General features: G+C 35.4%; 16 protein-coding genes. 2 read left to right on the plus strand and 14 right to left on the minus strand.

The window, feature by feature from the left end; translation table 11 throughout:
- Window positions 1-158 precede the first annotated feature (158 nt).
- The 10 genes from C2I06_RS07805 to C2I06_RS07850 all read right to left on the minus strand — a co-directional run bounded on the left by C2I06_RS07805 (window position 159) and on the right by C2I06_RS07850 (window position 11,663).
- Window positions 159-941: a TerC family protein gene (locus tag C2I06_RS07805; protein ID WP_095331999.1), complete on the minus strand. Its 783-nt coding sequence runs from the start codon at window positions 939-941 to the stop codon at window positions 159-161.
- 36 nt (window positions 942-977) lie between these two features.
- Window positions 978-1,559, minus strand: coding sequence for a TerD family protein (locus C2I06_RS07810; RefSeq protein ID WP_095331997.1), 582 nt, complete (start codon window positions 1,557-1,559; stop codon window positions 978-980).
- Window positions 1,560-1,634: 75 nt separating this feature from the next.
- The gene (locus tag C2I06_RS07815; protein ID WP_095331995.1) at window positions 1,635-2,231 is read right to left on the minus strand and encodes a YpjP family protein; all 597 of its coding nucleotides are present in this window, start codon (window positions 2,229-2,231) and stop codon (window positions 1,635-1,637) included.
- Window positions 2,232-2,366: 135 nt separating this feature from the next.
- Window positions 2,367-3,143 carry a class I SAM-dependent methyltransferase gene (locus C2I06_RS07820; RefSeq protein ID WP_123257817.1) on the minus strand — a complete coding sequence of 259 codons (777 nt, stop codon included), beginning with the start codon at window positions 3,141-3,143 and terminating at the stop codon, window positions 2,367-2,369.
- Between the two features lie 180 nt (window positions 3,144-3,323).
- Window positions 3,324-3,758, minus strand: a complete 435-nt coding sequence (locus C2I06_RS07825; RefSeq protein ID WP_047940439.1) for a BrxA/BrxB family bacilliredoxin — start codon at window positions 3,756-3,758, stop codon at window positions 3,324-3,326.
- A 97-nt stretch (window positions 3,759-3,855) separates the two neighbouring features.
- Window positions 3,856-4,977 carry a conserved virulence factor C family protein gene (locus tag C2I06_RS07830; RefSeq protein WP_123257818.1) on the minus strand — a complete coding sequence of 374 codons (1,122 nt, stop codon included), beginning with the start codon at window positions 4,975-4,977 and terminating at the stop codon, window positions 3,856-3,858.
- A 67-nt stretch (window positions 4,978-5,044) separates the two neighbouring features.
- Complete coding sequence (locus tag C2I06_RS07835) at window positions 5,045-6,931, minus strand: ABC-F family ATP-binding cassette domain-containing protein (protein ID WP_095331990.1); 1,887 nt, start codon at window positions 6,929-6,931, stop codon at window positions 5,045-5,047.
- Complete coding sequence (locus C2I06_RS07840; protein WP_412973424.1) at window positions 6,912-7,559, minus strand: HD domain-containing protein; 648 nt, start codon at window positions 7,557-7,559, stop codon at window positions 6,912-6,914. Before C2I06_RS07840 ends, C2I06_RS07835 begins: the two co-directional genes overlap by 20 nt.
- 155 nt (window positions 7,560-7,714) lie before the next feature.
- Entirely contained in the window at window positions 7,715-8,575 is an 861-nt protein-coding gene (locus C2I06_RS07845) for an amidohydrolase family protein (protein ID WP_095331986.1), read from the minus strand.
- Window positions 8,562-11,663 (minus strand): GNAT family N-acetyltransferase, encoded by a 3,102-nt coding sequence (locus C2I06_RS07850; RefSeq protein ID WP_095331984.1) that lies wholly within the window; start codon window positions 11,661-11,663, stop codon window positions 8,562-8,564. Before C2I06_RS07850 ends, C2I06_RS07845 begins: the two co-directional genes overlap by 14 nt.
- A 313-nt stretch (window positions 11,664-11,976) precedes the next feature.
- Here C2I06_RS07850 and C2I06_RS07855 point away from each other — a divergent pair, with 313 nt between their 5' ends.
- Complete coding sequence (locus tag C2I06_RS07855) at window positions 11,977-12,573, plus strand: MerR family transcriptional regulator (protein ID WP_095331982.1); 597 nt, start codon at window positions 11,977-11,979, stop codon at window positions 12,571-12,573.
- Window positions 12,574-12,661: 88 nt separating this feature from the next.
- Here the strand turns inward: C2I06_RS07855 and C2I06_RS07860 are convergent, their stop codons facing one another.
- From C2I06_RS07860 to C2I06_RS07870, 3 genes are read right to left on the minus strand one after another with little or no spacing between them, the layout of a single operon-like run.
- On the minus strand, window positions 12,662-13,141 hold the full coding sequence (locus tag C2I06_RS07860) for a glutathione peroxidase (protein WP_095331980.1): 480 nt from the start codon (window positions 13,139-13,141) through the stop codon (window positions 12,662-12,664).
- Between the two features lie 12 nt (window positions 13,142-13,153).
- Entirely contained in the window at window positions 13,154-13,690 is a 537-nt protein-coding gene (locus C2I06_RS07865) for a hypothetical protein (RefSeq protein ID WP_095331978.1), read from the minus strand.
- 35 nt (window positions 13,691-13,725) lie between these two features.
- Window positions 13,726-15,396 carry a formate--tetrahydrofolate ligase gene (locus tag C2I06_RS07870; RefSeq protein ID WP_123257819.1) on the minus strand — a complete coding sequence of 557 codons (1,671 nt, stop codon included), beginning with the start codon at window positions 15,394-15,396 and terminating at the stop codon, window positions 13,726-13,728.
- Between the two features lie 360 nt (window positions 15,397-15,756).
- On the opposite strand from C2I06_RS07870, the gene metA reads away from it, so the two are divergent.
- On the plus strand, window positions 15,757-16,665 hold the full coding sequence (metA, locus tag C2I06_RS07875; RefSeq protein ID WP_095331974.1) for a homoserine O-acetyltransferase MetA: 909 nt from the start codon (window positions 15,757-15,759) through the stop codon (window positions 16,663-16,665).
- A gap of 374 nt (window positions 16,666-17,039) precedes the next feature.
- Here metA and C2I06_RS07880 read toward each other — a convergent pair whose 3' ends face one another.
- Entirely contained in the window at window positions 17,040-17,744 is a 705-nt protein-coding gene (locus C2I06_RS07880) for an AIM24 family protein (RefSeq protein ID WP_123257820.1), read from the minus strand.
- Window positions 17,745-17,866: the final 122 nt, after the last annotated feature.

Genomic DNA, 17,866 nt, shown 5'->3' on the forward strand with positions numbered 1-17,866 from the left:
TTGAATGACTTTAGGATGAAGTCGTCTGATATACAAAAGATATATATAAAGGAGGATTTTCGAGAAGTGGTTTCAGTATTGAAGTATTCTAATTAACAAAATAGAGGATATCCCTAGTACTACTACTTTAAAGAAACTAGAAATATCCTCAGAAATTATTAAGCCTCGCCTTGTTGTTCTGCTTTCTTTTTATTTCTAAAGTGAACAATGAAAGTGGCTCCAAATGCTATTACTAGCAATCCGAAGAAATAAATATGTTCGATGTGAATATCAAAAACGCCTAATAGCATCTTCGCTGCGATAATCAAGATTAGAATATAAGCAGTTGCTTCCAGCTCTGGAATTTTATCAATTAATTTAAGGAAAACACCCGCTACACCACGCATCATAAGGACACCTAGAATACCGCCAAGTAATAATACCCACACTTGGTTACTGACACCAAATGCTGCTAATACACTATCCACCGAAAAGGCAATATCCATTAATTCAACAGAAATTACCGTTCCCCAAAATAAGCCAAATGTGCGAATAAGAATTCCATTTTTATTGATGCCTTTATTTTCTTCTTCTCCGTCTTCTGCCTGATTCGCAGCTTTTTTACGATCTACGAAGTACTTGATAGAAAGATACGCCAAATAGGCCGCTCCCAGTATTTTCACCCATGAGAATTCGATTAAATAAACACCAATACCGATAGCTATAAAGCGGAATATGTATGCACCTAGTAACCCATAAAACAATGCTTTTCTTCTTTGTTCTGGTGGTAAATGCTTAACCATAACGGCAAGAACTAATGCATTATCCGCTGATAATAAGCCTTCCAATATTACAAGTGTTCCAATATAGCCCCAGCTGACTGGATCTGTTAGTACCTCTCCCCACATTTGCCAGTTAAAAAACTGTGCATATGTATCCATAATCGTTTCAAATATTCCCATGAAAAAAGGTTCCTCCTAAAATATGCTTATAAAGTCTTAGCCAATTTGCAGACCAAAGTCTGTTGCTAATGCAGCTAAACCACCTTGGTATCCACTGCCAATAGCACTAAATTTCCATTCATTATTATGACGATATAGTTCCCCAACAACTAACGCTGTTTCTATAGAGAAATCCTCCCCTAAATCGTAACGAATCAATTCCTCATTAGATTCTTCGTTAACAATACGTACAAACGAATTAGAAACTTGTCCAAAATTTTGATTTCTTGCTTCTCCATCATGAATAGTAATGGTAAAAGTAACACGTTGGATATTAGCTGGAATACTTTTTAAATCTACGATAATTTGTTCATCGTCTCCGTCGCCTGCTCCTGTACGATTATCTCCGGAATGAACAATCGAACCATTTCCACCTGTTGGATTATTGTAAAATACAAAGTCAGCATCATTTGTTACTTTTCCATTCTCGCCAAGTAAGAATACAGAAGCATCTAAATCAAAATCAGTTCCGCCATCATACTTATTTAAATCCCAGCCTAAACCAATAATTACTTTTGATAAACCAGGATTGCCTTTTGTTAAATCTACTTTTTGTCCTTTGGATAAACTAATTGCCATAATCTTTCTACCTCCAAGTTTTTTCAGTATAGTTCCTTTACGTAATCATAGATAAAAAAGTTTCAATTTTCCTTTTTAGCTCATCCACTTTGGCGGAGTATTTTTATCCCAGTAAATTTCTCCAAGTGCATAATGAGTTTGGAATTGATCATGATACGTGTGGTAATGGAAGTTAAAATAATAACCTTCCTGTGGGGGACGATCCCTTCTTACATGAAATCGGATAATATCCTCGTTATCTCTCGTAATATGAAATATCCGTTCACTTGTACCTGCAGCAGGAAATTCAGTTACTGTTAAATAACTTAACTCTTCTTCTGGAAAAATATGCGTTACTTCATTAATTGCTTTTTCCATATTTGGAAGAACAACTAAACGAAATTCATCTTCAATTACTGGTTTAATTTTTGGCCCGAATTTTAAATAGCTTTGTGCTTCTGCTTCCTTCATCATTTTGCTGATAAAATCTTCTCTTGAGAAATTCCCCTCAGTACTATCAACAAATATCGCTTCATCTTCGATACTTTCTCTAGCAAATGGTACTTCTCGCTCATCAATTGGTTTCTTATCATTATTATTATTATTTAAAAAGGTTGCTGGTGATGGTGAAACAAGACCAAACGTTAAAATAGAAACAAATACGACCAGGCTTTTACGAAGCCAATTAGGCATTTATTACACCTCGCTTTCCGCATCCTGATGTTATTATAAATCGAAAAAATATTTATAGATTAAGTATATATTATTTACTATCTAATCTTCTACTATTATCCTTATCATTGAGGCTATTTTTTTATCATTTTTTTATCATTCTTTTTTCAACCAGATTCCGTAATGAAATTTTGCTGTTTTTCGCTTTACCTGTTCAAATTGAAATCGGTTAAATCTGCTGCTCCTAAAATGATCTTTCCAAACGACTCTTTCTTTCGCCACTCGCTTTGCTTGATTGATTAATTCTACAGACACTTCTTCATAATGTGCTAGTTGTTTTAACGGGTTGATTCCAGCAGATGAAATAGTTTCCTCAAACATAGGATCAAAATATACGCAATCAATACTATTGTCTTCTTTTCGAGCAAGTGCTTCTAATGCGTTAATATGCTTGACTGTAACTCTTCGCATTGCTTCATCGATAGCAGGATTACTTGTCTCCCATTCTTTCAAACCTGTCTTAACAAGAAATGCTATCACTTGATTCGCTTCTAATCCTTCTACGTTTCCACTACTGCCCACCACATAACTTGCAACAATGCTATCAGAAGCAAGACCTAAAGTACAATCTAAAAAACTTTTTCCCTTTGCTAAATTTGTCGCAACAATAAAAGGATCATTTTCCTTATTCATCAGCCTTTTTATTCGAAAGACTGCTGAATTCGGATGAAAAAAGAAAGGCTCCTCTGTATTTAATGAACAGAATTCAAATCTATTTTTTCCAATTATCAGAATATCTGATTGATATTGCTCTTTTAAGTGTTGAATAGATACTTTTTCTCTCCTGACATATCTGCAGTTGAAGTCTTTGGCAATTCTATCTGCGAGAATTTGCATATCCTTATTTGTCCTACCGGCAGTTGTTACAATCATATTTTTTCTCCTACTTCTATGTAATACTATATTCAATGCGAATCATGTTAAAATTAGGTCTTCATTATAAAATAGATAATTTTAAATTATCTATCGACGAATATAAATCCTATACAAAAAGAACTAAAAAAGAAAGTCCATGAGAAAAAGGTAACCCTTTATTCTCATGAACCAAATTTTTTAGCAATATTGTTCAAAAGCTGATACAAGATTTTCCATAATTGCTTCCATTGAATTTCCTTCAATATCATAGCGATGAATAAAATGAACAACTTTATTATCTTTAATTAATGCCATGGACGGAGAAGAAGGCTCAATATCCCCGAAGAATTCGCGCATTTTTGCTGTTGCCTCTTTATCTTGGCCAGCGAATACTGTTACTAGTTGATCTGGCTTTTTTTCAGATGCAAGCACTGCCTGAGTTGCCGCTGGTCTTGCTAAACCTGCAGCACATCCACAAACAGAATTAACAACTACTAACGATGTACCTTTGTTTGTTTCAATAAATTGCTCCACTGCGTCTTCTGTCAGTAATTCTTCAAAGCCTGCTTGGGTTAATTCTGCTCTCATCGGTTTTACTACTTGTTTCATATACTCATCATATGCCATTGACATAAGTAATCCCTCCATTATATACGTATATTCTATTCCTAAATATACATTAGAAATGTTTTTCGTACAATCTTTAGCATTAGGAAAATATAGTTACAGCTTATTTTCGCGCTTCGGTCATTTGTTTCCAAACAGAACCTTTTGCTTCTTCCCCTAGTTCAATTCGTTCAATAGCTAGTTTTATTTGTAAGCTCACTTCAAATTCTGGATCGTCCTCATGAGCCTTAAGCGCAGCCAATGCTCGCTCATCTCCAACTTCATACAAGAACATAGCGGCTCTCCATCGAACAATCTTGCTTTTATCATCTAATGCATGGATCATTTCTTCCATTGCTTCGGGAAACCCTAAATCGGATAAGCAATCTCCTGCAGTGCGCCGCACCGTTACCGTTTTATCCTTTAGTGCCTTATATAAGGAAGGAAGAACAGCTGTATCTTCAATCATTCCAAGATAGACAGTCGCAAGTCTGCGAATAGATGGTTTTTCATCATCTAGTGCTTTCGTTAGCACAGGGATATCATCTACTGTAGGATCTTCGCTTTGTTCTAGCTTTTGATATCTAACTTTCCAATCTTGATTCTCTAAATCTGCAAATGACAGCTTTGTTCGCACTCGTACCTGTTTATCATTTGCTTCTGTTTGCGGATTTTTTGCATGCTCAATAATCGCATTAATTCGCTCTTGTGGGTATGCAGCAACAAGTTCTTCCACCATTACATGCCCAATTTCCTCAAATTCACCGTAGCGCACACCGAAATCTTTCCATTTACGTGTCATTACTACATTATCTTCAGGTGTACGAACTTCCGATACAGCTTGAATAAAGGTGTCAGGTAAACCGAATCTTCTTTCTTCATTGCCATCCGATAATTTAATTTGCATAGGAATACCTTTATACATTTGAACTTGAACATTTATCTCCCCATAATGCTCATTTATCTCTTTTGACACCTCTGTAGCCTCGTCCTCCCCAAAGACATTCCGCACTTTTGAAAGTAATTCTTTCCAATCATAGCGGGCATTTCTTTCAACCGCTAGGAAATCAGCTACATGGTAAACCCCTTTAATCCCTTCAATGGAAAGGATATTTTGAATTAATTCAGGTGCTTCCGCTGAATTATCAAGCTTATAATTATTACTTTTTCCCATTGGCAGCTCTTGATCTAAATTAATTTTCATCGTATTAGGACTTGGTGTTGGTTCTATAGAAATAATTCTCATATTCCATCCCCCTCTTTTTCAACATTTATCTTATCATGCTTGATGCTATATCGAAAATAAACAGCTTTTATGACTTATCAGCGATTTCAGATAAATAGCTCCAGCGTTCAATTAGGTGTTCTAATTGGTTATTTAATTGTTCTTGCTCGCTCATTAACTCAGCTGCTTTTTCGAAGTCACTGCCTGTCTCGGCTAATTCTGTTTCTATAGTAGCTAATCTTACTTCGACTTTTTCGATATCCTCATCAATGGTTGCCCATTCCCTTTGTTCATTATAGCTTAGTCTTACTTTTTTCTCCTTTGGTTCCTTTTTAGGAAGTGGTATTTCTGTTTTCTCTTTTATTTGTTGTTCTTCTTTTCTCTCCACCTCTAAATATTCGCTGTAATTGCCATAATAGGTGTCGATAATACCATTTCCTTTTAAAATCAACAGCTGTTCAGCAACCTTATCAAGAAAATAGCGATCATGGGATACGGTAATAACCACGCCGTTAAAATCTTCTAAATAATCTTCCAGAACCATTAATGTTTGTGTATCTAAATCATTTGTCGGCTCATCTAATAAGAGTACATTTGGTTCTCCCATTAGTATTTTCAACAAATAAAGTCTTCTTCTTTCCCCACCAGATAGCTTTCCAATAATCGTTCCATGGGTATGAAGAGGGAATAAGAATCTTTCCAGCATTTGGGCAGCTGTAATGACTTTTCCATCAGAGGCTTCTATTACTTCAGCCGTTTCTTTTAGATATTCAATCATTCTTTTAGATGTATCCATATCTTCATTTTCTTGCGTATAGTAAGCCACTTTTACTGTTTGCCCAATGATTCTTTCGCCAGAATCGAGGGATGCCTTGCCTGCTAAAATATTTAAGAAGGTCGATTTACCAGTCCCATTTTTTCCTATTATTCCAATTCTATCCCCTGGTTTTACAAGCAAATTATAATTATTTAAGATTATTTTATCATGGAAACGCTTGTTTGCCCCCACCAATTCAAAGACTTGCTTGCCTAATCGACTTCCTTTCAAGGAGATATCTAATTTATCTTTAGCTTTAACATTAGCTAATTTATCATCTAATGCGTCAAAGCGCTGAATTCTGGCTTTTTGTTTAGTAGAACGCGCTTTTGCCCCTCTTCTAATCCATTCTAATTCTCTTCTAAATAAATTCTTTTGCTTATCAAGAGTAGCTGCTTCATTTTCTTCCCTGATAGCTTTCGCCTGTAAAAAGTCACCGTAATTGCCTTTATAGCTATACAAATTGCCCCCATCTAATTCAAACATTCTGTTTGTGACACGATCTAAGAAATAGCGGTCATGTGTTACTAATAAAAGTGCTCCTGTGTATCTGCTTAAATAATCTTCCAGCCATTTAACTGCCTCAAAATCAAGATGATTTGTCGGTTCATCTAAAATAAGCAAATCTGGTTCTTGAATCAGAACTTGTGCTAAAGCAACCCGTTTTTTTTGCCCACCTGACAATTCACCAATCTTCTTATTAAAATTAGTAATTCCTAACTTCATTAACACCGTCTTTGCATTTGTATGAACTTCCCAGCCATTTAAAGCATCCATTCTTTTTTGTAAATCAAATAATTTTTCATGAAGCTTATTGTCCTCTGGATCATGGTTGATTTCCATTAACATTGCTTCATAATCTTTAACTAATGCTAAGACCGGTGCATCACCAGCATATACTTGGTTTAATACGGTAAGATCTGGATTTAATTCTGGGCTTTGGGCAGAATAGGCGAAACGAAAATCCTTCGGTGCTATGATATCTCCTTCGTCTGGAATATCTATTCCAGCAACTATTTTTAATAAGGATGATTTCCCAGTTCCATTGATGCCGATTAAACCTACCCGTTCTTTTTCACTTATTGAAAAAGAGATGTTTTCAAATAACTTTTTCTCTCCATATGTCTTTGTTACATTTTCAATTGAAATACTCTTCATTTTGTACATTCCATTCTTTATAAAATTCTTTTAGAAAGCTTTCCATAAATTGATGCCTTTCCACTGCCATTTTTTTAGCACTTTCAGTATGTAAAAGGTCTTTAATTTTCAATAGTTTTTCATAGAAATGGTGAATAGAAGAGGAGTTGTTTTTTCGATATTCTTCTTCTGTCATCTTTTCCCTTATTGCACTATGTGGATCATAAATAGGACTTCCTATACTTCCTCCATAAGCAAATGTACGAGCAATGCCAAGTGCTCCAATCGCATCTAATCGATCAGCATCTTGGACTATTTTTGCCTCCAGACTTTTGGGAGTTATCCCATTTCCTCCTTTAAAGCCAACTGTTTCGATGATAGCTTTAATCTGTTCCTTCTCTTGATTCTCAATTGGAATCTGCATTAGTATATTTGCTAATCTTCGTTGCCCTTCGCTTTTGGATTTATTTAATTTTTCATCTGAAATGTCATGCAATAACGCAGACAGTTCTATGATATGAGAATACTCAATTCCTTCTTTTTCTGATAGTAATAAGGCTATTTTACGTACTCTATCTACATGATACCAATCGTGACCACTAGCATCATTCTCCATCTCTTGCTCTATTATATTTTCTACTTTCGTAATAAGCTTCATTTATTCTCACATCCAGCAATCTATTATGTCCATATTGTATCATGAAAAGTAGTTTTTCGAATATGAAAGAACAATCAATATAATTACGAAAGCCGGAGTAGAAAATTCAATCATTCTACTCCGGCTTTCGTTTCATTATTCATTTCCTATTTTTTACTTAAAAAGGGCTTTATTTTTGGAAATACCTTTAATGCTGTTCGATAAAATACGTCTTCATGGTAAGTTTCTGGAATGAGCTTTTTTATAAACTCTATATATGGTTCAAATGGGGCTAGCGGCCAATCTGTCCCAAAAAGCAATTTATCATATGATTGGGCAAAAACTAATGCATGGCGTAAATGATCGAGAAAAATCCCTTCATGTGCTTCTTCCAGTTCTTTTTTTGTTCCAACGATTAAACCAGATAAATCGGCATATACATTCGAATTTTTATAAATAATTTCCGCACCAGTCAATGTCCAAGGATCACCGAAATGTGCCATCATAAAATTCACATTACGATGTTTCACAGCCACTTCATCAATTGCAAGAGGATGACTATATTTTAAGTATCCTCTTTCAGAGTATGTATCTCCAGTATGGAACACAACTGGTAATTGATACTTTTCTGCTAGTCGATAAACAGGTTCATATACCTCATCATAGGCATAAAAAGGGTAGTAGCCTAAATAAATTTTTATTCCCACAACATGTGGCTTTTGAATCTCCTGCTCTAATCGTTCTTGTGCCGATAAATCCATATCATATGGATTTATCCCAGCACAGCAGACGACATTGTCTGGAACCAATAAGTCCAAATCTAATCCCATTGGGGTCTGGGCCTTATAATCAGGAAAGCCCATCTCTGGCGTTTCTGTAACCCCCATCCCAATCGCAAGGACAATATCAGCCTTCCTCATCTCTTCTTTCAAACCTTTATAACTATAATCTACAAAGGAAAGATCTCGAGCTGTCTCTTTAAACGATCCAATATTTGAGTAGTGTATATGGGCATCAATTATTTTCATCTACGTATTCCCTTTCTGAAAATGCTATTTGCCTTACCTTATTAACTAAAGAAGACTGTAATTCCCCCTCGGTAAACAGAAGATAGGTTGGTTCTGTAAATAAGCGGTTCTCTGTTCTTCTGCACTTAGCATAGGAAATCAACTGTATCACATCTTTATTACTATAGAAATCTATACCTTTTGATTTATCACTTGCAATATAATAACACTTTTCTTGCTCTAGCGATAAATAGGAATGACCCTTTATATTAACTTCTTGCTCTTCTGAAGCAACCATATATTGTTTTGTACTAACCTTGTTATCCTGAATATGGAGTACAGCTTTTTCCTCCTCATTGCAAGTGATAAATAGGTTTGTATGCCATTCTTCTTCTGCCATACGTCTGCCTGCATCATCAATTATTTCTACAAATGTAATGAGCAAAGGAATGCCTGGCATTGTAAGGAAATATTGTTCATACTTTAACCCATTCCATTTCTCATGATGCCTTATCGTTGTTACCAGCTTCACACCAGTCCATTCGTTATGATGGATATCTTTTAAACTAGTAAATGCACAAGCTGTCTCTTCCTTTAAGACAGAAAATACATTTAAATCTGGCGGACCATTTTTAATGCCCCCACACCACGGATTCCACCAACTTTTTGCGATAGGTTTAGGAAATGCATGATCCAACCATTCTTTCCCATTTACTACTAAAGAATAGACGCCTGGATAGTAATCAGGAGAAGCTTTAAAAGATATTATTCCATTCGAAACATGGTATATGGTAACTCCTTCTTCTATTATCACTTCTGTTGTCATGTTCTTACTACTTGGTACAAAAAGTAAATCTTCGGTATCTATTATTTTTGTCGGCAAAGAAATGGTTGTTTTCACTGTGTTTAGCCCTAATTGAAGATCCCTTTGAGGCTGAATTTGGTAGACTTCGGATGCTTCCGTATCAATTCTCTGTGAATCTCCTTGTCTTTCATTCATTGTTATGGTCATTTCACCTTGTATTGCTTGATTACTATAATTCTTTATTCGTACTTTTAAGTCATTATCTCTATCTATAATAAGATTTTCCTCATTAAATTCAACTTTAAATCCTGAGATAACAGTACTTGCGTGCTCTTTCTGTAGCCCTTCTGCTGCTAACTCCCATTGCTGCCAATTACGATAGGCACCGATATTCACTCTAAGAGGCGAAAAAGCAACGGATTCATTTTTTCCGAGCATGCGTGTGGATTCTATATGCACCTTCCAATTATCCATTTTAACGCGGGCTTCTTTAGCCCATGCAACACCGAATGGGCTAGAATTTGGAGAAGAAAAATACCAATTCCCCGTTATATCCTTAGAATTTAATTCAAAAGGTTGTACGAGGTTCCATTCATTAAAGGAAACAACTTCCCCATTTAAAGGGAAATAGAGATTCTGCCATATGTCAAAAAAAGTTTCCTGTACACTTATTTCTTTTTCTTCCAAACTATTATTAGCAATGGTTATCCAACGTTTAATCAACCCTTCCGCAAAGAGCTGATTTGTTAACATAATATCTAGATATGGAAAAGCATTAGACTTAAAGAATAGTTCCAGTTTAATACTGTTTCCAGTTTTTTCAGTACGAACTTCATATGGCTTTTGTTTAGACAGCTCATTAGAATAAGGCTTTCCAATAGACGGTGCAAACAGAGCAAAGTCTGTATGAGCAATTTCTGTCGTAAGATCCATTTTGCTTACGGTAAGTTGATGTGGACCGTTATAAACCTGCCAACTCTTTTCTTGTTCTACTACAAACTGTTCACCAATCCCTTTGAAGGCAAGCGCAATTTCCTTTTCAAACGTTAAAATTCCCTGCTCATTCTCCACAATTTCTCCGATGATTTTTTCTTTAAAACTACCACAACTCTTCACTTGAACCGGAATGCGAATCCACTTTTTCGCTTTTTTAGCCAGATCGAAAGAATACTTATCCCCTTCAAAATGTAAGCGGTCATTTTTAGGAATGGTGAAATATCCATAAATATCTTTTTCTAAATTATTTCTAATCTCTAAATCTAAGTATGTGTTCATTCCTTTCGCTAAAATGGCCTCTATTTCCTTTCCCTCAATCGAAATAGGTGCTTGTGGGAAAACCCCCAGTTGTAAGCCTGTTTCTAGTCCATTGATTCTAACTGCAACCTTTAATGCCGGAAAGGTTTTTCCATTTACAGGTTCTTCTCCTTTTTCAATCACAAAAGAAGAAGAAATCGTTATTTCTTGATTACCCTTTATCTCTTGTGATCTTTGAAAACTGCATTGAATTCTGTCCTGATTATCTGCCAATACTTCTAAAGAAATTGGGCTTGCTGTTTTATTTTTTATCTTTAAATAGACCTTATGCTCTATTTCTTCTATGCATTTATGATTATCCATTGTTAATTCAATCTGAAAATCCTTAGTTTCCAAAGAGCAGATTCCTCTACTTGTTTTTTCAAATTTTACAACAATCGTCTCTGTTTCTTTTTGCCACACATATTCATAATGTGTAAAGCCTCTTTCAAACACCCCATCTGGCTTTATTTCAAGATTTCTTTTTAAATCTGCATACCAATCCATGTTTTTTAAATAACTATTTATTACTGCGTCATTTCGAACTGTTGGGATAAAATTCATTAGATGTGTATATTGGTCGTTATCCTCCCAAAAGAAACCGCAGCGTTTATATAATGGAACTGCCTTAAGATTACCTGCCCAAGTATATAAATCCAGTCTTGGCCATTTTAATTCTGTCGCTGCATTGAGTGCATGGAGCAAAAGCAGCTTACCAATTTTCTTGCCATGATAATCTGGACGAACATTTAATAAAGGAACATACAAGGCTCCTGCATCTTCTTTATAAACAGAAAAACCACAGTACCCTACTACTTCTTCTCCTATAACAGCTAAGAAGGTATCGATATTATCTGAGCTTTGCTGTTGATCGCGTACTTGTTCTTCTGTTTTTCCTGTTCCTCCCCATGAATCTTTACTTTTTGTCCACATGTCGGCCACTTTACCAGCAAGATCATCATGATAGCTTACTATTTTAATTTCCTCTAAACCCTTGATTGTCTTTTCCACTAAGAACCCTCTTTCCTCTTATTTTTCATTTTTGTTTGTATTGATATATTTTTATTTGTATTCATCCTAGCTCCTCCTTTCTTCATTGCAGGAATGTTTTTCCAGCATCCCTATTCTATCGTATTATTATTAAGAATTTTTGTAAAGATACCATAATAATAATTTTTCTAATAATTATGTATATCCAACAAAACTAGACAAAGCTCGTCAAAGGATTTTTTTTTCTTTTCACGAAAATTATAAAGACAAGGGTTTTAAACGTCCTTCTTGCCATTGGTCTGTTTCGATTATTTTATAATGAGGGGTGTATAGAATGTTAAGCGTACAAAAAAAAGAACTTACGATTAAGGAAGAAAACAGCAAATTATTAAGTGTGAAGGAAGCTGCGGAATATATTAATGAAGGTCCTGGTGTTGTTCGAAATTGGTTAAGAGAATTGAAAACACTCATACCAGTCATTATTGGCGAAAATGGCTACCGATATTTCGATCAAAAAAGCTTAGATATTTTAGTAAAAGTTAAACAAATGCGTAATGAAAAACAAATGTCTTTAAGACAAATTGAAGATGAGCTGACAAGGCCTTTACCTGCCTCTATCCCCATTGCCACTGAAGCTACGGAAAAAATTCTTCAGGATTTACAAACAATCAAAGAAGAATTAGAACTCCAAAAAAATTTCAATCAAGTATTAGTACAGCAACTAAAAAAGCAGCAAGAGCATATCGAATTTCAGCAAGAACATATTGCCAGTCAAGAAAGAAAAATAACTTTATTAGAAAATCCAATTGTTCTAAAAGAAAAAGAGGAACAATACTATGCTAAATCTAGAAAGAAGAAGCTGGCCGATCTAAATGAGCGGGAAACGAAGGAGAAAAAAAGTGGATTTATCCGCCTCTTTTCTTATCGTTAATCGTTCCTTATCATAAAAAATAAGGATCTTCAGCCTTTAGTGACAGGGTGTTCGTTCACTAAAAGCAGAAGATCCCTATTTTTTTCTGTTATCGGATAAGCTTTTCAATATCTGCTTTTATCTCGCTAGGACTTGTACTTGGTGCATAGCGGTCCACGACATTTCCATTGCGATCAATAAGAAACTTCGTAAAATTCCACTTGATTGCTTTCACACCTAATGCACCTGGTGCTTCTTTTGTTAAATATTGATAAAGAGGATCTGCTTCTTTACCATTCACATCAATTTTAGCAAACATCGGAAAAGTCACACCGTAATTCACTTCACAAAATGATTTTATTTCTTCATTTGTTCCCGGGTCTTGACTCATAAATTGATTACTTGGAAAACCCAGAACCACAAACCCCTCCTCTTTATACATTTGATACAATTCTTGCAGCTCTTTAAATTGAGGAGTAAAACCACATTTACTTGCAGTATTCACAATTAATAGGATATCCCCTTTAAAAGTGCTTAATGCCTGCATTTTTCCATCCATCGTTTTTACTTTAAAATCGTAAATGCTCATTTTACACTCTCCTTATACAGTTAATAATGAATCAATCGATTGAAGTGCAGTTAAAGTTTTTTCCATAAATTCCATCATCGTAATCATATCATCTATCTGTTCTTCTGTGATTAAACGATTAAAATCAATCGTAATATGATTCAGAATCGTTTGCTCCGCCTCAAGTGGCTGATAGCTGATTTCTTGCCTAATCTTCAAATCTTTTCCCCATATCTCTTCCACTAATTGCTGTATCAAGGGATAAAGAGTTTTGTCTTGTTTATGTCGTAAAAAAAGATGAATATATACGGTTGCACCAATCCACTTTTCTTTTTTTACACTCGCTAAAAGTTCAGCCGATAAATTTTGTAAATCAGCGGATAATTCAAACATTAGCTTAGCATTTTGTTGATTTTTCAATCGAAAAGTAATGGTATAATTTCTTGATAGCTTACTACTATTAAATACATCATTTCGATCTAAGACAATAATATCCCCATCTAAATCTTTATCATATATCAAGCCTTCCATTACTGTTCTCATATTTTCAAACGCTGTGGGATCAAACATCCTTTGTTCTCCTTTTTCCTTAATACATCCGGATATTAAAACAATCCAACTGCTTTACCGTCTTCATCAACATCCATGTGTAAAGCAGCAGGAGTTTTCGGTAAACCTGGCATTGTCATGACTTCACCAGTGAGTGCTACAAGGAAGCCCGCCCCAATAGATGGCTTAAATTCACGGATTGTAATTGAAAATCCTTCTGGTCTGCCAATCAATGATGGATCATCGGATAAAGAATATTGTGTCTTCGCCATACAAATAGGAAGATGCCCCCAACCAAATTTTTCAAAGTCGGCAATCTGTTTCTTTGCTTTTGAAGAATATTCTACCCTATTCGCTCCATAAATTTTTGTGGCAATCGCAAGCACTTTCTCTTCTATTGTAGTATTAAGCGAATATAAATGTCGAAAACTTTGTTCTTTCTTTTCGAGAATCGCTAAAATCTTTTGAGCAAGTTCTATACCGCCATCTCCACCTTTTTCCCAAACCTCTGTTAAAGCAACAGGAATTTGTGCTTGTTCACAAAGCTCTTTCAACACACTAATTTCTAATTCAGTATCTGTTACGAATTTATTAATAGCAACAACAAATGGTAAACCGAATTCTTTAATACTTTCTACATGCTTTTGTAAATTAGCAAAACCCGCTCGCAGCGCTTCTATATTTTCAACACCTAGCTCTTTCTTCTCGACTCCTCCATGCATTTTTAAGGCACGAATTGTCGCAACTATCACGACGATTTCAGGATCTATCTCTTTATTCCTAGCCTTAATATTTAAAAATTTCTCTGCTCCTAAATCCGCACCAAACCCAGCTTCAGTGACAACATAGTCTCCTAATTTGACAGCAGCAGCAGTTGCTATGACACTATTGCAGCCATGGGCAATATTGGCAAACGGACCGCCATGAATAATCGCTGGAGAATGCTCGATTGTTTGAACCAAGTTTGGTTTAATTGCGTCTTTTAATAGTAATGTAAGCGCACCTTCTACCTTCAAATCTCCCACGGTTACAGGTTCTCTGTCTACATTATACGCAACGACCATTCGAGCTAATCGAACTTTTAAATCCTTAATATCTGCAGCCAGACATAATACAGCCATAATTTCAGAAGCAACCGTAATGTCAAAGCCATCCTCTCTCGGAACTCCTTGTAATGGACCACCTAAACCAATCACTACTTTTCGCAGCGCACGATCATTTAGATCAACTGCTCTTTTCCAGACTATACGGCGCTGATCAATACGACATTCATTGCCTTGATGTATATGATTATCTACTAAAGCTGCCAACGCATTATTGGCTGTTGTAATAGCATGAAGATCTCCAGTAAAATGCAGATTAATATCCTCCATAGGTAATACTTGCGCTTTTCCTCCGCCTGCAGCCCCTCCTTTGATCCCCATTGTAGGACCTAAAGAAGGTTCTCTCATTGCTATGACGGTTTTTCTCTGTAATTTATTCAACGCATCTCCTAATCCGACTGTAACAGTTGATTTGCCTTCTCCAGCAGGAGTTGGATTAATAGCCGTCACAAGGATAAGTTTACCTGATTTATTATTTTTCAACTTATTTAAGGTTGATGCTGTTATTTTCGCTTTATATTTTCCATATAATTCAAGATCATCATCTGATAAACCTAGCTTTTCGGCAATATGTATTATTGGTTTCATTACAGCTTGTTGAGCAATTTCGATGTCAGATTTCATTTTCGTCTATACCTCCATGATTATCCTCTGGTAATTTCAGTCTTCCTTTAACATTGTACATTAAAAGAGACGTGATACATACACGTTTCGACAAAATCATTATCTTACAAATATACTTAAAAATAATCCATAAATCCCTTTTAACATTCCTTCCTTTCACAAGATTATATAATATCTTTCAAAAATTCAAAACATTATGATTGCGACATATTCCAATCAAATTTATAATAAGCTATGATATTGATGGGAGAAAGTAATAACTAATTTATCGTGTAAATGCGATTGATATGAAAAAAACGGCAGTGACACCACAGACAATACAGAAAAGACGATTATAACTATAGGAGGAGACATACCTTTATGCCTATAAGAATTCCTCAGCTCTTGCCAGCACGAGAAATACTTGAAGATGAAAATATATTTGTAATGGAAGAAGGGCGTGCAAGAACCCAGGATATTCGACCATTAAACATATTAATATTAAACTTAATGCCTCAAAAAGAAAAAACGGAGGTACAAATATTGCGTTTGCTTGGGAATACTCCTTTGCAGGTCAATATCTCCTTTTTGAGAACAGCATCGTATGAGTCAAAGAATACAAGTTCCTATCATTTAGAACAGTTTTATCGCGATTTTGAAGCAATAAAAACAAATAAATACGATGGAATGATTATTACAGGAGCGCCTGTGGAATTAATGAGTTTTGAAGAAGTTGATTATTGGGATGAATTAACCAAGATAATGGAATGGTCGAAAACAAATGTAACGTCTACTCTGCATATTTGCTGGGGAGCTCAGGCAGCTTTATTTCACCATTTTGGCATTAATAAGTATGAGTTGGAACAAAAGTGTTATGGAATTTACTCCCACCATGTCTTAAATCCGGCAGATAAATTAATGCGTGGTTTTGATGACAGCTATTTAGCTCCCCATTCAAGACATACTAATGTATCAATTGAAGAAATCAAAGCACATCCAAAACTTGAGCTATTGTCTGCTTCTGATGAAGCTGGCGCCTTTATTATTAGTGGAAATAAAGGCAAACAAATCATGGTTACCGGTCACTTAGAGTATGATTCTAGCACACTTGCTGAAGAATATAAACGAGACAAAGAAAAAGGTTTAAATATTCACCTACCCCTCGGTTATTTTCCCGAGAATGATCCTAATAAAAAGCCATTAAATAGTTGGCGGTCCCACGCTCATTTACTATTTTCCAACTGGCTGAATTATTATGTGTATCAAGAAACACCTTATGAGTGGAAATGACACACATCAAGTAAAAATAGCTGGCACATAAGATTCCAACTTAAAATAAGAGGTTGGGATAAAAGTATTTCAATTTAATATAACCCGAACAATTATACATTCATACTAAAAAGGATTCGTATAATTATTTGGGATTTTTATTTATTGAAGAAAAAAGGTATGTGGTAATCACCCGCAGCCTGAATACACTTCGCTTTCCATGGGGCGAGCGCCAAGCCTCCTCGTTCTGCCGAGGAGGCTTAGGTTGCTCCCCGCGGAAAGGGAGTGTCTGTAACGCAATGGAACGAATTGGATTCACCACTAAATTAGAGATTGTTCGTCTTTATCCATTATTTATTTTGCTTTGTCCCACCCTCTTTTTAATGAGAGTTTATTTAACTGTTATTGCTTCCACTATTCGAAAAATATACTTCTTCGTATGGCTGAATAACGACGAAGCCCTCTCCCAAAAATTTCATTTGAATGGATTCTCCGCTGCCTCTTCCAAAAAATGATTTAAGAGTAATGTCTGTTACAAATTCTGGTTGTAGACTTCCCGACCAAGCAACTGTCGCATTAGGATCTGTGAATACAGGGTTATTTGGAGTAACTCTTAATGTTAATGGTTCGTAATGTGACGTAATCGCAACGATGCCACTTCCTGACAGGTTAATATTAAATAAGCCGCCAGAAAGCATCCCGGCAATTCTTTTCATTAACTTAATATCCCATTTGATAGACGGCTCAAATGCTAGTAAATCATTGCCATTTACAAAGATAGAATCACCATTTAAACGGAGAATGGAAATTTTCTTTCCTTGATCAGCTAAGTAAAGTTTACCCGTTCCTTCTGCTTTCATTAAAGAAGCACCTTCACCAGTTAACGCTTTTTTAAACATTTTACCTATTCCGTGTTCCAAAATACCTTCGCGAGTAAACCGAATATTTCCTCGATAAGAAACCATACTTCCTGCTTTCGCCCAAATTTTATTTGTTAAATTAATTTCAAGCATCCTTTCTGTTTCTAGTTCGAAAATTCCTTCATTTTTATCTTGCTGCTCTGTCTTAGCTAAAAACTCCTCTAAGTCATATCTCCCCATTTTCTCACCTCTTCTAAAATTGTTAATTTAAGGATATCATTTAGCTAGTTGCATGAAAATAAAAATATAGGGTAATGTTAAATATATTTTCTTCTATAATCTATCACTGCATCCGGCAATTC

The organism is Niallia circulans, assembly GCF_003726095.1.
GTDB classification, from domain to species: domain Bacteria; phylum Bacillota; class Bacilli; order Bacillales; family Cytobacillaceae; genus Niallia; species Niallia circulans_A.

Excerpts from the sequence above, each read along its gene's own strand:
- C2I06_RS07805 (WP_095331999.1), bottom strand. The coding sequence starts at position 941 with ATGGGAATATTTGAAACGATTATGGATACATATGCACAGTTTTTTAAC.
- C2I06_RS07810 (WP_095331997.1), bottom strand. The coding sequence starts at position 1,559 with ATGGCAATTAGTTTATCCAAAGGACAAAAAGTAGATTTAACAAAAGGC.
- C2I06_RS07815 (WP_095331995.1), bottom strand. The coding sequence starts at position 2,231 with ATGCCTAATTGGCTTCGTAAAAGCCTGGTCGTATTTGTTTCTATTTTA.
- C2I06_RS07820 (WP_123257817.1), bottom strand. The coding sequence starts at position 3,143 with ATGATTGTAACAACTGCCGGTAGGACAAATAAGGATATGCAAATTCTC.
- C2I06_RS07825 (WP_047940439.1), bottom strand. The coding sequence starts at position 3,758 with ATGTCAATGGCATATGATGAGTATATGAAACAAGTAGTAAAACCGATG.
- C2I06_RS07830 (WP_123257818.1), bottom strand. The coding sequence starts at position 4,977 with ATGAGAATTATTTCTATAGAACCAACACCAAGTCCTAATACGATGAAA.
- C2I06_RS07835 (WP_095331990.1), bottom strand. The coding sequence starts at position 6,931 with ATGAAGAGTATTTCAATTGAAAATGTAACAAAGACATATGGAGAGAAA.
- C2I06_RS07845 (WP_095331986.1), bottom strand. The coding sequence starts at position 8,575 with ATGAAAATAATTGATGCCCATATACACTACTCAAATATTGGATCGTTT.
- C2I06_RS07855 (WP_095331982.1), top strand. The coding sequence starts at position 11,977 with ATGTTAAGCGTACAAAAAAAAGAACTTACGATTAAGGAAGAAAACAGC.
- C2I06_RS07860 (WP_095331980.1), bottom strand. The coding sequence starts at position 13,141 with ATGAGCATTTACGATTTTAAAGTAAAAACGATGGATGGAAAAATGCAG.
- C2I06_RS07865 (WP_095331978.1), bottom strand. The coding sequence starts at position 13,690 with ATGTTTGATCCCACAGCGTTTGAAAATATGAGAACAGTAATGGAAGGC.
- C2I06_RS07870 (WP_123257819.1), bottom strand. The coding sequence starts at position 15,396 with ATGAAATCTGACATCGAAATTGCTCAACAAGCTGTAATGAAACCAATA.
- metA (WP_095331974.1), top strand. The coding sequence starts at position 15,757 with ATGCCTATAAGAATTCCTCAGCTCTTGCCAGCACGAGAAATACTTGAA.
- C2I06_RS07880 (WP_123257820.1), bottom strand. The coding sequence starts at position 17,744 with ATGGGGAGATATGACTTAGAGGAGTTTTTAGCTAAGACAGAGCAGCAA.